The sequence below is a fragment of the Azospirillum sp. Marseille-Q6669 genome (genome assembly GCF_965111635.1).
Genome location: NZ_CBCOOP010000005.1, coordinates 275,594 through 289,882, shown reverse-complemented (window position 1 = coordinate 289,882; position 14,289 = coordinate 275,594). Strand labels below are relative to the sequence as shown.

The following is a 14,289-nucleotide window of genomic DNA, read 5'->3' as shown; positions in this document are numbered from 1 at the left end:
AGGGTCTTGCACAACCAAAAGTAAAAAGGACGAACATACAGAAAGCGAAACAAACAATGGGGCCGGCACGCTTTCTGTTTCAAAAAGATGGAAAACGTTTTTACCAAAATGAAATCTAAATTCACATATCGTCCGTATACGAAGACAGGCTGGCCGATCGCTTCGGTCATGAAGATCATCTGGAAGTTGTAGCGATTGTCGTGTGAGGGGAGGGGGCAAGTCCATGAGTCTGATGGGATTTTTCCGGGGTGGGTCCAAGGGTGGCAACGGGCGCGGCGCTGAACTGGCCGAGCTGACCGAAGCGCTCGACCTCTACGGCAACCACGCCGGCGTCGGCCTGTGGGACGCGGTGTTCCACAACGGCGACCCGGCGCATCCGCAGAGCCGCTGGACCTGGTCCGGGCAGTTCCGCCGGCTGCTCGGCTTCGAAGGCGAGCAGGATTTCCCGAACCTGATGACCTCCTGGTCGGACCGCCTGCACCCGGACGACAGCGCCCCGACCTTCGCCGCCTTCGGCGCCTTCCTGGCCGACGCCAGCGGCCGCACGCCCTTCAACGTGCGCTACCGCGTCAAGATGCGCGACGGCTCCTACCGCTGGTTCCGCGCCATCGGCGGCTGCCGGCGCAACGCGGCCGGCGTGGCGCTGCGCGCCTGCGGCTCGCTGATCGACGTCCAGGAGGAGGAGGAGATGCGCCAGCGCGCCGGCTCCCTCGCCGCCGACTTCGACGCGAAGGTCAAGAGCGTGGTGCAGGCGGTGTCCGGCAGCTCGGCCGACATGCAGGGCGTGTCGCGCCAGCTCGGCGCCCTGTCGGAACGGTCGACCCGCCAGAGCGCAGAGGCGGCCAGCGCCACCGCCCAGGCGGCGTCCAACGTCCAGGCGGTCGCCGCGGCGGCGGAGCAGCTTTCCGCCTCCATCGGGGAAATCGGCCAGCAGGTCGAGCGGTCGGTCGCCATCGCCCGCGAGGCCGTGTCTCGCACCGAGCAGATCGGCGGCACCGCCGACAGCCTCGCCCAGTCGGCGCAGCTCATCGGCGACGTGGTGAAGCTGATCCAGGGCATCGCCGGGCAGACCAACCTGCTGGCGCTCAACGCCACCATCGAGGCGGCGCGCGCCGGCGAGGCCGGCAAGGGCTTCGCCGTGGTGGCGAGCGAGGTGAAGAGCCTCGCCAACCAGACGGCCAAGGCGACCGAGGACATCTCCGCCCAGATCGCAGGCATCCAGGCGGCGACCAACCAGACGATCGGCGCCATCCAGGGCATCGGCGAGACGATCCGGTCGATCAACGAGATCTCCACCACCATCGCCTCGGCCGTGCAGGAGCAGGCGGCGGCGACTCAGGAGATCTCCAACAACGTCGCCCAGGCCGCCCGCGGCACCGACGAGATCGCCCGCAGCATCGAGGCGGTCAGCGTGGCGGCGAACGAGACGGCGCAGGCTTCCACCCTCGTCATCCGCTCCTCCTCCGACCTCTCGGGCCAGTCCGACAGCCTGAAGCATCAGGTCGAGACCTTCCTGCAGGCGCTGAAGGCGTCCTGACGGCAGGACCGGCGCGGGGAAGGGGGATCTCCGCGCCGGCCCCTGGGAGACGATGCTTTGGCTCAGGCCACCAGAGTCACCGCGATCGTGCACATGACGACACCGATGCCGGTGTCGAGCGCCCGCCACGCGCCGGGCCGGGCGAAGACGGGCCGCAGCAGGCGCGCACCAAAACCTAGCGCGAAGAAGAACAGGACGGACGCGGTCATCGCCCCCAGCGCGAAGGCGTGCTTGCCCTCGGCGAACTGGGTGGACACCGACCCGACCAGCACCACCGTGTCCAGATAGACGTGCGGGTTCAGCCAAGTTAGCGCCAGGCAGGTCGCCAGCGTCGCGCCGAGCCCCGCCGGAACCGCTGCCGCGGGGTCCAGCGCGCCGCCCGCCTGCCAAGCCGAGCGGAAGCTGCGCAGCCCGTAGACCAGCAGGAAGGCCGCCCCGGCGTAGCGGGTCGCCGTCTCCAGCCAGGGCAGCCATCGGGCGGCCTGGGCGAAGCCGCCGACCCCGGCCAGGATCAGCAGGGCGTCCGACACCGCGCAGGTCGCGCAGACGGCCAGCACATGCTCCCCGCGCAATCCCTGGCGCAGCACGAAGGCGTTCTGCGCGCCGATGGCGACGATCAGGCTGAGACCCAGCAGAAGGCCGGGAAGAAAGGCGGAGAGCATGGCGGCCCCATTCGTTGGCGATAGTGCGGCGGAGGCCGTTCCCCTACCATCGCCGTCCGGATTAGAATAACTAAAGTCTCTTATCCGGATTAAGGAACGCTAAGCCATGCTGGACTACGCCCTGCTCGCCGCGCTGGCCGCGGTGGTCCGCACCGGCAGCTTCGAGCGGGCGGCGGCGCAGCTCCACGTCACCCCCTCCGCCGTGTCGCAGCGGGTGAAGTTGCTGGAGGAGCGAATGGGGACAATCCTGGTGGTGCGCGGATCGCCCTGCACCGGCACCCCCGCCGGCCTGCGGCTGAGCCAGCACGCGGAACGGGTGGCCCTGTTGGAGAGCGAGTTGCGGGACGGGCTTCCCGGCCTGCCGCAGGACGGGCCGGCGGTGACGGTGCGCATGGCGGTCAACGCCGATAGCCTCGCCACATGGTTCGTCGCCGCGATGGCCGGGACGCCGGACGTGCTGTTCGACCTCGTCCTCGACGACCAGGAGCACAGCGCCGACTGGCTGCGCCGGGGAGAAGTGCTGGCGGCGGTGACGTCCGGCGCCCAGCCGGTGCAGGGCTGCGACAGCACCCCGCTGGGTGCCTTGCGCTACGTGGCGACGGCCAGCCCGGATTTCCTGCGCCGGCATTTCCCCGATGGGGTGGAGGCGGCGGCTTTGGCCCGCGCACCGCGCCTGACCTACAACAGCAAGGACCGGCTGCAGACGCAGTGGACCCGTCAGGCCTTCGGGGTGGAGATCGCCTCGCCGACCCACTGGATGCCCTCCACCCACGCCTTCGTGGACGCGGCGCTGGCCGGGCTCGGCTGGGGCATGAATCCGGAACCGCTGGTCGCCGGCGCTTTGCGCGACGGGCGGCTGGTCGCGCTGGTGCCGGGCCAGCCGCTCGACGTGCCGCTGTTCTGGCAGCGCAGCCGCATCGCCAGCCGCACCCTGGCCGACATCACGCGCTCGGTGTTGACGACGGCGCGCGCCCGCTTGACGCAAGTCTGACGCTTACCGGTTCGCCGTCGGCACCATCATGCTCGCCAGGAAGAGGGCGGCGGCGGCGACCACGATGCTCGGCCCACCCGGCAGGTCCCAGTTCAGCGAGGAGAGCAGACCGCCCAGCACCGCGGCGATCCCGAAGACCGAGGCCAGGGCGGCCATCGCCTCCGGCGTGCGGGAGAAGCGGCGGGCCGCCGCCGCCGGGATGATGAGAAGCGAGGTGATCAGCAGGATGCCGACGATCTTCATCGCCGCCGCGATGACCAGCGCGATCAGCAGCATGAAGGCCAGCCGCAGCGCCTCCACCGGCATGCCCTCCACCCGCGCCAGATCCTCGTCCACCGTCACCGCCAGCAGCCGGCGCCACAGCAACAGAAGCCCGCCCAGCGCCGCCGCCCCGCCGGTGTAGATCCAGGCCAGATCGCCGGTGGTGACGCTGAGGATGTCGCCGAACAGATAGGCGACCAGATCGACGCGCAGCGTCTCCAGGAAGGCGATGGCGACGAGGCCCAGCGACAGCGACGAATGCGACAGGATGCCCAGCACGGTGTCCGTGGCCAGCGCGCGGCGCCGCTGCAGCCCGACCAGCGCCAGCGCCAGCGCGACGCAGACCCCGACCACGCCGATCAGCGGGTTGACGCCCAGCAGGAAGCCCAGCGCCACCCCCAGCAGGGCGGAATGGGCCAGCGTGTCGCCGAAATAGGCCATGCGCCGCCACACCACGAAGGAGCCCAATGGGCCGGCGACCAGCGCGATGCCGCAGCCGGCGGCCAGCGCGCGCAGAACGAAATCATCCATGGCAGCAGTCCCCGTCATGGCCGGGCACCACGGCGCCGTCGCTGGCGTGCGCGTGGTCGTGGTGGTGGACATAGACGGCCAGCGCGTCGGCGTGGCCGCCGAACAGGGCGCGGTATTCCGGGTGGCGCCGCACGTCCTCCGGCGCGCCCTGGCAGCAGACATGGCCGTTCAGGCAGAGCACGCGGTCGGTGCGGGCCATCACCGTGTGCAGATCGTGGCTGACCAGCAGTACGCCGCAGCCGCGGGTGCGGCGCAGCGTCTCGATGCGCCCGAACAGCTCGGCCTGCCCATGGACGTCCACCGCCTGGTCGGGCTCGTCGAGGACGAGAAGCTCGGGATCGCCGAGCAGGGCGCGGGCCAGCAGCACCCGCTGCATCTCGCCGCCGGACACCGTCTGGACCGGGCTGGCGGCGAGGTGGGAGACGCCGGCCTCCTCCAGCGCCGCGGTGATGCGCGCCTCGGTCACCGGGCGCCACAGCGCCAGGAAGCGGCGGACCGTCAGCGGCAGGGTTGCGTCGACGGTCAGGCGCTGTGGCATGTAGCCGATGCGCAGGCCCCGGCGGCGCTCCACCACCCCGGATGAGGCGCGGACGAGGCCCAGCACGGCGCGCACCAGCGTCGTCTTGCCCGCACCGTTGGGGCCGATCAGCGTGACGATCTCGCCGGGCCGCACCTCCAGATCCACGCGGTCGAGGATCGTCCGCCCGCCCAGCCGCACCGTCAGGCCCTTGGTGTCGACCAGGGGAGGGGCCAGGGACGGGATCGGCGAACACGCCGCGTGGGGAGCCGCGTGATGGGCCCCGTGATGGATTGACATGTTATGTTATAACGTGACATTGCTGGAAACGAAGACAGCTATGCGCCGGAAAGACCCGGCTGTCCAGTCAGACGATGAGGAACCCACCCATGCGTGCCGCGATGCGCCCCCTGCCGCTCCTTGCCCTTGCTGCAACCCTCGCCGCCGCCCTTTCCGCCAGCCCGGCGCTGGCCGAAGCGCCGAAGGTCGTCGCCTCGATCAAGCCGGTCCATTCCCTGGTCGCCGCGGTGATGGAGGGAGTGGCGGAGCCGGCGCTGATCGTGCGTGGCGCGGCGTCCCCCCACACCTACGCCATGAAGCCGTCGGACGCGAAGGCGCTGGCCGCCGCCGACCTCGTCTTCTGGATCGGGCCGGAACTGGAAGGCTTCCTCGAAAAGCCGGTGACGGCGAACGCGAAGAAAGCCACCTCCGTCACGCTGCTGGAGGCGCCGGGCGTCACCCTGCTCGACGCCCGCGAGGGCGGCGCCTGGGAGGCCCACGACCATGGGCATGAACACAAGCACGATCACGGACACGATCATAAGCATGAGGACAAGCACGCCGATGAGGACGGGCACGGCCATGACGAGGTGAACACCCACATCTGGCTCTCCCCCGCCAACGCCCGCGCCATGGTCGCGGCCATCGCCGAGGCTCTGGCGGCCAAGGACCCGACCAACGCCGCCGCCTACACCGCCAACGCCGAGCGCACCGCCCGCTCCATCGACGCGCTGGACGCGGAGCTGAAGGCGACGCTGGCCCCGGTGGCCGGCAAGCCCTTCGTCGTCTTCCACGACGCCTACCAGTATTTCGAGGCGCAGTACGGCCTGAACGGTGTCGGCGCCATCACCGTCAGCCCGGAACGCCGCCCCTCGGCCAAGCGGTTGTCGGAGATCCGCGCCAAGATCGGCGGCCTCGGCGCCGCCTGCGTCTTTGCCGAACCGCAGTTCGAGCCGGCGCTGGTCAACACCATCGTCGAGGGCACCCCGGCGAAGAAGGGCGTGCTCGATCCCGAGGGGGCGGACCTGAAAGACGGCCCGGGCCTCTACCCCGCGCTGATGCGCAACATCGCCGCCTCGCTGAAGGATTGCCTGGGCTCCTGACGCGTCTCGGCGCTTAAGCCCCGCCCCCGGCTGTGCTAGACCCGTGTCGGAATTCTCCCAGGGAGGCAGGCATGAAGATCGGGGTCGTCGGGTGCGCGGGGCGCATGGGGCAGATGCTGGTGCGCGAGATCGCCGCCACGCCGGGCTGCACGTTGGCCGGCGGCACGGAGCGGGTGGGCGGCCCCGCGCTCGGCAAGGACATCGGCGTTCTCGCCGGCCTCGAACCGCTGGGCGTTGTTGCCATCGAGGACACGGCGGCGCTGTTCGCCGAGGCGGACGCGGTCATCGACTTCACCAGCCCCGACGCCAGCGTCCGCCACGCGGCGCTGGCCGCCCAGTCGGAAACGGTGCTGGTCATCGGCACGACCGGCATCGGCCCGGCCCAGCAGGAGGCCATCGCCCAGGCCGCCACCCACACCCCGATCGTCCAGTCGCCGAACATGTCGCTGGGCGTCAACCTGCTGCTGGCGCTGGTCGAACAGGTCGGCCGGGCGCTGGGCGACGACTACGACATCGACATCCTGGAGATGCACCACCGCAACAAGGTGGACGCCCCCTCGGGCACCGCGCTCGGCCTCGGCCGGGCGGCGGCGGCGGGGCGCGGGGTGGCGCTGGAGGATGTCTGGCAGAAGGTCCGCGACGGCCACACCGGCGTGCGCCCGCGCGGCGAGATCGGCTTCGCCACGCTGCGCGGCGGCGACGTCATCGGCGACCACACGGTGGTCTTCGCCGCGGAGGGCGAGCGGGTCGAGCTGACCCACAAGGCGTCGGGCCGCCAGATCTACGCCAAGGGCGCCGTTCGCGCGGCGCTGTGGGCCAACGACAAGCAGCCGGGCCTCTACAGCATGAAGGACGTGCTGGGCCTCTGACCGGTCAGGCCGCTCTTCAAGCGGCCGCCTCGTCCTCCGGCATGGCGTGCCCCTGCTCCCAGGCGAGCAGGGCGCGCTTGCGGGGGATGCCGTAGCGGTAGTTGTGGATGATCCCCGACTTCTGGATCACCCGGTGGCAGGGGATCAGCACGCAGACCGGGTTGCGCCCCACCGCCGCCCCCACCGCCCGCATGGCGGTCGGCTGGCCGATGGCGCGGGCCACGTCCTCGTAGGACACGACGGCGCCGGAGGGGATGCGCAGCAGCGCCTCCCACACCTTGATCTGGAAATTGGTGCCCTTCATCAGCAGGCGCAGCGGCTCGCCTCCTGCGGAACCGTCCCAGCGGAAGGCGCGGGCGGCGACCGGGCGGGTGACGTTGGCGTCCTCCACCAGACGGGCGGCCGGCCAAGCGGCGGCCATCTCGGCCAGCGCGTCGCGCCCGTCCTCCTCCTCGGCGAAGCTCAGCCAGCAGACGCCGCGCTCGGTGGCGGCGACCAGCGACGGGCCGAAGGGGGTCGGGTGCAGGCCCCAGCGGATGGTCAGCCCGCCGCCCAGTGCCTTGTACTCGCCCGGCGTCATCGCCTCGCAGGCGACGAACAGATCGTGCAGCCGCGACGGGCCGGACAGGCCGACGTCCAGCGCCACGTCCAGCACGCTCTGGTTCGCGGCGAGCAACCGCTTGGCGTTGTCCAGTGTCAGGAATTGCAGGAAGCGCTTCGGGCTGATCCCCGCCCATTGGGTGAACAGCCGCTGGAAATGGAAGGGGCTCATGCCGGCGACCGCGGCCAGCTCGTCCAGTCCCGGCTGGTCCTGCCAGTGGTCCACGAGATGACGGATGGCGGTGGCGATGGCGCGGTGGCGCCGCGCGTCGACCGGGTCTTCGGCGGGATTCAGGCACGGCATGGCGTTCTCTCCCAGGCTCCATGTCTGGCGCAGGATGCGCCGCCGGAGCGGGCCGACCAACCCGTTTCTTGCGCAACGCGCCTCGCGGTCAGGGCACCGGTTCGGGGTGGCAGGGGGCACGGCGCCACAGGGTCAGCGCGCCGCGCAGCGCCTTGGCGAAGTCCGCCCGCTCGTCCGGCGTCAGGAAGGCGCCGACGGCCACCGACTGCCCATGCGAGGAGAGAGTGACTTGGCCGCCGTGCCGGGGCGGGCCGTCCAGGGTGACGCGCAGCCAGTTGGGCTGAAGGCTCCAGCGCCGCTCCGGCTTGTTCCAGACGACGCGCTGGACGGTCAGGTCGGTGTCGGTCAGGCGCACCCGCTCATACAGCCGGGCGGCGCGGTTGTTGACGCGGAAGGCCAGCCAGAGGATCACCACGTCCAGCCCGCAGAAGGGCACCACCGGCCATGCCCCATTGGCGGCGAAGATGCCGGCGATCAGCAGGTTGGCGAGGATCACCACGCCCATCAGAACACGGAATCCGTGCCGTCCCAGGCTGCGATGCGGGTGCAGGATCGCGTCAAAGAAGACGCGGGAAGCCGGGGGCAGATTATGACTGGCCATGGTCATGCACACAAACTGGTGTGGCTTGGGCGCGGGTTCCACCCGGCGTGTTGGCCCATTCGCCATGTTTGCATGGACGGCCAGGGTCCCGCTATGCTGCGCGCCATGAAGCCCGCCGCCGTCCAGGAATTCTTCCGCCGCCTCAGCGCCGCCAACCCGGAGCCGAAGAGCGAGCTGGAATACATCAATCCCTACACCCTGCTGGTCGCCGTGGTGCTGTCGGCGCAGGCCACCGATGTCGGCGTCAACAAGGCCACCGGCCCGCTGTTCCAAATCGTCACCACGCCGCAGCAGATGGTGGAGCTGGGGGAGGAGCGGCTGCGCGGCTACATCAAGACCATCGGCCTGTTCAACACCAAGGCCAAGAACGTCATCCGTCTGTCGGAAATCCTGGTCGCCCAGTATGGCGGCGAGGTGCCGCGCGACCGCGAGGCGCTGGAAACCCTGCCCGGGGTCGGGCGCAAGACCGCCAACGTGGTGCTGAACGTCGCCTTCGGCGAGGAGACCATCGCGGTGGACACCCACATCTTCCGCGTCGGCAACCGCACCGGCCTCGCTCCCGGCAAGACCCCCGACGCGGTGGAGGCCAAGCTGCTGAAGGTGGTTCCCAAGGCCTACCGCCGGCACGCCCACCACTGGCTGATCCTGCATGGCCGCTACGTCTGCAAGGCGCGCAAGCCCGACTGCCTCGTCTGCCCGGTCAGCGACCTGTGCGGCTTCAAGGACAAGGTCCTGCCGGCCGCCGCGGTGTGAGCGGCAAGGTGTGATGTTTCCCGTGAAACGCTTGCGATACCTGGAAAAAGAAAAAGCCCGGCGAGGGGTCGATCCCCGCCGGGCTTGATCGCGATACCGCGTTTAACGGCGTTTAGCCGTCCACCACGATTGGGTCCAGCGCAGCCGGGGCCGCTTCCGCCGGGGCGGCGGGGGCCGCGGCCGGCTTGGCCGCCGGGGTGTATTTGCCGATCTCGCCGTTCAGCAGGGCGCCGGCCTCGACCGCCAGCTCGCCGTACTTGATCGAACCGTTGATCTTGCCGGTGGAGCGCACGGTCAGGCGGCCGCGCACGATGATGTCGCCCTCGAAGCGGCCGCCGATGTCGGCCTCGTCGATCTCCACGGCGCCCTTGAACAGGCCGGTTTCGGCGATCTCGATGGACCGGCCGTCGCGCAGCTTGGCCTCCACCGTGCCTTCCACGACCAGGATGTCGCAGGACCCGATCTCACCGTTCAGGGAGATGTCGCGGCCGACGATCAGGCGGCGCTGGTCGCTGGCGAGCGGAGCGGCCGGCGCCGGAGCGACCGGGGCGGGGGCCGCGGCGGGAGCGGCGGCCGGGGCGCCGTACCCCTCGGGACGGCGCGGCGTGGCACCCGGCAGGTCGACGGTGCGGCGCGGAATGTCCGTCGGCTTGTAGCTCGAACCGGGGATCGGGGCGCCGGCCGGCGGCTTCGGGGTGCTCGTGTTCATCTCGGGTCCCTTGGAGGAAATCGGCTCGGGTTGCGGCGTGCGGGCGACCGGGGCGGAGGCGGCCGGCGGATTCGCCGCGGACGGGTTGCTCAGGGAGGCAAGCGGCGACACCGCCGCCGCGGGTTCGGCGGCGCCCGCCTGTGGTGCGGCCAAGGTGGCCGGGTCGGCGCTTTGGGTCTTCGGCGCACCGACGGGCGGATTCTTTCGTCCGAACAGCATGAACGTTGATCCCCAGGTCAGTCAGGTCGTGAAGGTTGGCAGGTCGTCGAGGTCGGGTCATTGGAGGCGGTTTCGCATGAACCGGGCCCGATCGACGGCAGCCAAAAGACCACCCCGCCGGGGTAACACGGTCATCCGGCCGGCCGCAAGTGGGCTTTGGTGCACGGTCGGGGCCGCGCCGCCCAGCGGTCCGTCACGGCCCTTCCCGGCGGGAAAGGCCCGGCATGGACCCCGTCATGGAATGGTAGACATGGACCATGAAGGCGCTCGCGATCACCGGCACCAGCAGGTTGACGAAAGGAATTGTCGAAAGAAAGGCAATTACCGCGCCAGCCAAAAATGGTTTCAACGGGCTGGAACGCCGCAGAAACCCCGCCTCCTTCCGTCCCATCCGCCGGATCGCCACCATCTCGAAATATTCGCGGCCGAGAAGATAGCCGTTGGCGGTGTAGAAGATCAGCAGGTTCAACCCCGGCACCATCAGATACAGGGGCAGGGCGAACAGATTGACCAGCAGGACGATGGCGAAAAAGCGCAGCGCGGTCAGCAATTCTTCCCCGAGGCCGGTCTGGCGGGGCGGTGGCAACTGGGGATAGTGGCGCCGTTCCACCGCCTGCACCACCTCGTCCAGGAAGAAGCTGGACACCATGCCGACCGTAGCGGGAAACAGCACCCAGGCCAGCAGCAGGACGGCCAGCCCGCCCAGCACGTCCAGCACCCCGTCCACCCAGGCGTAGCCGGTCAGCGCCGTGTGGAACAGCGCCCACCACACGGCCCCGGCCAGCAGGGCGAAGGCCAGGATGGCGGACAGCACGCCGATCCACACGACGCGGCGGGAGGCCGGGTCGGAAAGCTGTCCGATGGCGAGAATCAGGGCGCGGATCATACGGACTCTCTCTATGGGGCCGTTGCAGTCGGGCGACGCTTATCTACGACGGAGGGCCGTTCCATTCCAGGGGGCCTTGCGCCGCGCTTGAGATGTGAGGGCGGGCCGCTATACTCGCGCCCGGTTTTGTTCAGCGGTCCAAACACCGCATTTCCCCAGCCTTTCCAAGGAGCGCCCATGGCCACGGCCGAATTCGACGTCACCGGCATCGGCAACGCCATCGTCGACGTGATCGCCCATGCCGACGACGCCTTCCTCACGGCCAACGGCATCGAGAAGGGCGCGATGACGCTGATCGACGCCGCCCGCGCCGAGGAGCTGTACGGCCGCATGGGTCCGGGCATCGAGGTGTCGGGCGGTTCCGCCGGCAACACCATGGCCGGCATCGCCTCGCTGGGCGGTCGGGGGGCCTACATCGGCAAGGTCCACGGCGACCAGCTCGGCCAGGTCTTCCGCCACGACATCCGCGCCGCCGGCGTGCATTTCGAGACGGCGGCCGGACACGGCGGCGCCCCGACCGCGCGCTGCCTGATCCTGGTAACGCCGGACGCCCAGCGCTCCATGAACACCTTCCTCGGCGCCTGCGTGGAGCTGGGGCCGGAGGACATCGACGAGGCGCTGATCGCCAACTCGCAGGTCACCTACCTGGAAGGCTATCTGTGGGACCCGCCCCGCGCCAAGGAGGCCTTCCGCAAGGCGGCGTCCACCGCCCACGGCGCCGGGCGCAAGGTCTCGCTCTCGCTGTCCGACAGCTTCTGCGTCCACCGCCATCACGCGGAGTTCCTGGACCTCGTCGAGGGCCACGTGGACATCCTGTTCGCCAACGAGCATGAGATCACCGCCCTCTACAAGACCGACCGCTTCGAGGATGCGCTGGAGGCGGTGAAGCGTCTCGGCAAGACCGCCGCCCTGACGCGCAGCGAGAAGGGCGCCGTCATCGTCTCCGGCGGCGAGGTGGTCGAGGTTCCCGCATCCCCGGTGGCCCGCGTGGTCGACACCACGGGGGCCGGCGACCTCTACGCTGCCGGCTTCCTCTACGGCTTCACCCGTGGCATGGCCCCGGCGGTGTGCGGCCGCATCGGCGCGCTGGCCGCGGCGGAGATCATCAGCCATGTCGGCGCCCGTCCGGACGTCGTGCTGGCCGATCTGCTTAAAGACGCGGGCGTTCCGGCCTAATTGCCGGAACAGCGCCTGTACGGTATAAGCTGGCGGACCTTCCCGTCCGCCGGCCCCGCCCCCATGCAAGTCTATCTGCCGATCGCCGAGATGTCGGTCAACGCCCTGCTCGTGCTCGGCATGGGGGGGCTCGTCGGCTTTCTGTCCGGCATGTTCGGGGTGGGCGGCGGCTTCCTGATGACGCCGCTGCTGATCTTCATCGGCGTTCCGCCCGCCATCGCGGTGGGCACCCAGGCCAACCAGCTCGTCGCCGCCAGCGTGTCGGGCGTGCTCGCCCACTGGCGGCGCGGCAACGTGGACGTCAAGCTCGGCGTCGTCATGCTGCTGGGCGGCATGGTCGGCACGGTGGTCGGCGTATGGATCTTCTCCATACTGCAGCGGATCGGCCAGATCGACGCGGCGATCACGCTGTCCTACGTCTTCTTCCTCGGCACCATCGGCACGATGATGATGGTGGAGGCCAGCCGCGCGCTGATCCGCCGCCGCGCCCCCACCGCCAAGCGGGGAAAGCTGCACCGTCACATGTGGCTGCACGGCCTGCCGCTGAAGATGCGGTTCCAGCGCTCCAAGCTCTACATCTCCGCCCTGCTGCCGGCCGGGATCGGGGCGGTCGGCGGGATGCTGGTGGCGATCATGGGCATCGGCGGCGGCTTCATGCTGGTGCCGGCGATGATCTATCTGCTGAACATGCCGACCGGGCTGGTGGCCGGCACCTCGCTGTTCCAGATCATCTTCACCACGGCGATGGCGACGCTGCTCCAGGCGGCGACCAACCAGACGGTGGACGTGATGCTGGCGCTGCTGCTGCTGATCGGCGGGGTAGTCGGCGCGCAGTTCGGCACCAAGGCCGGCGGCCGTCTGCGCGGCGAGCAGGCGCGCCTTCTGCTGGCCTCGCTGGTCGTCGCGGTGGCGCTGAAGCTCGCCTTCGATCTGGTGGTCGAGCCGAACGACGTCTTCACCATCTCGACGAGGATGTCGTGAGCGCTGTCCGCAGGGGCACCGGACGGCTGTGGTCCGTCCGGATCGCCGGCGGGCTGGTGGGGCTTCTGGCGGGGGTGTTCCTGGCTGCGACGGTGTGGGCGCAGCAGCTCGTCGCCGATCTGTCGAGCCACCTGATCGCCATCACCACCGGCTTCACCGGGACGGAGGTTGTGCTGTTCGGCACCACCGACGGGGCGGGCGACGTCGCCATCGTGGTGACCGGCCCGCGCACCCCGGTCACGGTGCGTCGCAAGGAGCGGATCGCCGGCATCTGGATCAACGCGCGCAGCGTGCGGTTCGAGCAGGTGCCCGGTTACTACATGGTCGCAACGAACCGCCCGCTGGACCAGTTCGTCGGCCGCCCGGTGCTGGAACGCCACCAGATCGGCCTGCCGAACCTCCAGCTCGGCCCGCGCGAGCAGCTGGCCCCGGACCAACTCGCCCTGTTCCGCTCCGCCCTGATCCGCAACAAGCAGCGGGCCGGGCTCTACGGCATCACGCTGGGGCAGGTGGCCTTTCTCGGCGAGCGGCTGTTCCGGACCAACATCTATTTCCCGGCCAACGTGCCGACGGGGCTGTACAATGTGGAAGCGCTGCTGATCCGCGACGGCGAGGTGGTCAGCGCCCAGACCACGCCGCTGGTGGTGTCCAAGGTCGGCTTCAGCGCGGAAATCTACGACTTTGCGCGCAACCAGCCGATGATTTACGGTGTTGCCGCGGTGATTGGCGCCATCGCCGCCGGCTGGCTGGCCGGCGCCATCTTCCGGAGGGTGTGACCCATGTCCGATCCGATTGCGACCGATCCGAACGCCGGGGCGGACGTCACCCCGGAAGCCACGGCCAAGCCGCCGGTCCGCATCTTCCTGGTCGTGGTGGACGAGAGCCCGGAGCTTCAGCTCGCCCTGCGCTACGCCTGCCTGCGCGCGCGAAAGTCGGGGGGCAAGGTGGCGCTGCTCTACGTCATCGAGCCGGGCGAGGTGCAGCAGTGGCTGGCCCTGGAAAATCTGATGCGCGAGGAGCAACGCGCGGAGGCGGAGCAGAAGCTGCAGAAGCTGGCCCGCGACGTGAACCGGCTAACCGGCACCCTGCCGGCCCTGTACGTGCGTGAAGGCAACCGCCGCGACGAGGTGCTGGCCCTGATTGACGAGGAGCCGAGCATCTCCATTCTCGTGTTGGCCGCCGGCGTCGAACCGGAAGGGCCGGGGCCGTTGATCTCCTACTTCACCAACCGCGGCCTTGCGAAGATGCGCATTCCGCTGACCATCGTGCCGGGCGGCATCGGCATCGACGCGCTGGACGCCATCACGTAA

General features: G+C 69.8%; 16 protein-coding genes. 9 read left to right on the top strand and 7 right to left on the bottom strand.

Annotated features, from left to right (window positions below):
* The first annotated feature begins 223 nt into the window (after positions 1-223).
* Positions 224-1,537 carry a methyl-accepting chemotaxis protein gene (locus ACWPXE_RS26665; RefSeq protein WP_454020250.1) on the top strand — a complete coding sequence of 438 codons (1,314 nt, stop codon included), beginning with the start codon at positions 224-226 and terminating at the stop codon, positions 1,535-1,537.
* Positions 1,538-1,599: 62 nt separating this feature from the next.
* On the opposite strand, the gene ACWPXE_RS26660 is transcribed toward ACWPXE_RS26665, so the two are convergent.
* Complete coding sequence (locus ACWPXE_RS26660; protein ID WP_454020249.1) at positions 1,600-2,199, bottom strand: LysE/ArgO family amino acid transporter; 600 nt, start codon at positions 2,197-2,199, stop codon at positions 1,600-1,602.
* Between the two features lie 106 nt (positions 2,200-2,305).
* On the opposite strand from ACWPXE_RS26660, the gene ACWPXE_RS26655 reads away from it, so the two are divergent.
* Positions 2,306-3,190 (top strand): LysR family transcriptional regulator ArgP, encoded by an 885-nt coding sequence (locus tag ACWPXE_RS26655; protein ID WP_454020248.1) that lies wholly within the window; start codon positions 2,306-2,308, stop codon positions 3,188-3,190.
* Positions 3,191-3,193: 3 nt separating this feature from the next.
* Here the strand turns inward: ACWPXE_RS26655 and znuB are convergent, their stop codons facing one another.
* Positions 3,194-3,982 carry a zinc ABC transporter permease subunit ZnuB gene (znuB, locus tag ACWPXE_RS26650; RefSeq protein ID WP_149165374.1) on the bottom strand — a complete coding sequence of 263 codons (789 nt, stop codon included), beginning with the start codon at positions 3,980-3,982 and terminating at the stop codon, positions 3,194-3,196.
* A complete protein-coding gene (gene znuC, locus ACWPXE_RS26645) occupies positions 3,975-4,799 on the bottom strand; it encodes a zinc ABC transporter ATP-binding protein ZnuC (protein WP_454020247.1) in 825 nt (274 codons plus the stop codon). Before znuC ends, znuB begins: the two co-directional genes overlap by 8 nt.
* An 89-nt stretch (positions 4,800-4,888) precedes the next feature.
* On the opposite strand from znuC, the gene znuA reads away from it, so the two are divergent.
* Both znuA and dapB read left to right on the top strand, forming a co-directional pair.
* On the top strand, positions 4,889-5,881 hold the full coding sequence (znuA, locus tag ACWPXE_RS26640; protein WP_454020246.1) for a zinc ABC transporter substrate-binding protein ZnuA: 993 nt from the start codon (positions 4,889-4,891) through the stop codon (positions 5,879-5,881).
* 71 nt (positions 5,882-5,952) lie between these two features.
* The gene (gene dapB / locus ACWPXE_RS26635; protein WP_014238885.1) at positions 5,953-6,750 is read left to right on the top strand and encodes a 4-hydroxy-tetrahydrodipicolinate reductase; all 798 of its coding nucleotides are present in this window, start codon (positions 5,953-5,955) and stop codon (positions 6,748-6,750) included.
* A gap of 16 nt (positions 6,751-6,766) precedes the next feature.
* On the opposite strand, the gene ACWPXE_RS26630 is transcribed toward dapB, so the two are convergent.
* Entirely contained in the window at positions 6,767-7,654 is an 888-nt protein-coding gene (locus tag ACWPXE_RS26630; RefSeq protein WP_454020245.1) for a bifunctional transcriptional activator/DNA repair enzyme AdaA, read from the bottom strand.
* 88 nt (positions 7,655-7,742) lie between these two features.
* Positions 7,743-8,255 (bottom strand): DUF2244 domain-containing protein, encoded by a 513-nt coding sequence (locus ACWPXE_RS26625; protein WP_454020244.1) that lies wholly within the window; start codon positions 8,253-8,255, stop codon positions 7,743-7,745.
* Positions 8,256-8,348: 93 nt separating this feature from the next.
* On the opposite strand from ACWPXE_RS26625, the gene nth reads away from it, so the two are divergent.
* Entirely contained in the window at positions 8,349-9,008 is a 660-nt protein-coding gene (gene nth / locus ACWPXE_RS26620) for an endonuclease III (RefSeq protein WP_454020243.1), read from the top strand.
* Between the two features lie 112 nt (positions 9,009-9,120).
* Here the strand turns inward: nth and ACWPXE_RS26615 are convergent, their stop codons facing one another.
* Together ACWPXE_RS26615 and ACWPXE_RS26610 are read right to left on the bottom strand one after the other, a co-directional pair.
* On the bottom strand, positions 9,121-9,936 hold the full coding sequence (locus tag ACWPXE_RS26615) for a bactofilin family protein (RefSeq protein ID WP_454020242.1): 816 nt from the start codon (positions 9,934-9,936) through the stop codon (positions 9,121-9,123).
* Between the two features lie 193 nt (positions 9,937-10,129).
* Entirely contained in the window at positions 10,130-10,822 is a 693-nt protein-coding gene (locus ACWPXE_RS26610; protein ID WP_454020241.1) for an EI24 domain-containing protein, read from the bottom strand.
* A 177-nt stretch (positions 10,823-10,999) separates the two neighbouring features.
* Between ACWPXE_RS26610 and ACWPXE_RS26605 the strand changes: the two genes are divergently transcribed.
* The 4 genes from ACWPXE_RS26605 (at position 11,000) to ACWPXE_RS26590 (ending at position 14,289) form a co-directional block, all read left to right on the top strand.
* A complete protein-coding gene (locus tag ACWPXE_RS26605; RefSeq protein WP_014238879.1) occupies positions 11,000-11,998 on the top strand; it encodes an adenosine kinase in 999 nt (332 codons plus the stop codon).
* 63 nt (positions 11,999-12,061) lie between these two features.
* Positions 12,062-12,979, top strand: coding sequence for a sulfite exporter TauE/SafE family protein (locus ACWPXE_RS26600; protein WP_014238878.1), 918 nt, complete (start codon positions 12,062-12,064; stop codon positions 12,977-12,979).
* A complete protein-coding gene (locus ACWPXE_RS26595; RefSeq protein WP_237904598.1) occupies positions 12,976-13,755 on the top strand; it encodes a TIGR02186 family protein in 780 nt (259 codons plus the stop codon). The genes ACWPXE_RS26600 and ACWPXE_RS26595 overlap by 4 nt, the downstream gene beginning before the upstream one ends.
* Positions 13,756-13,758: 3 nt before the next feature.
* Positions 13,759-14,289 (top strand): universal stress protein, encoded by a 531-nt coding sequence (locus ACWPXE_RS26590; RefSeq protein WP_454020240.1) that lies wholly within the window; start codon positions 13,759-13,761, stop codon positions 14,287-14,289.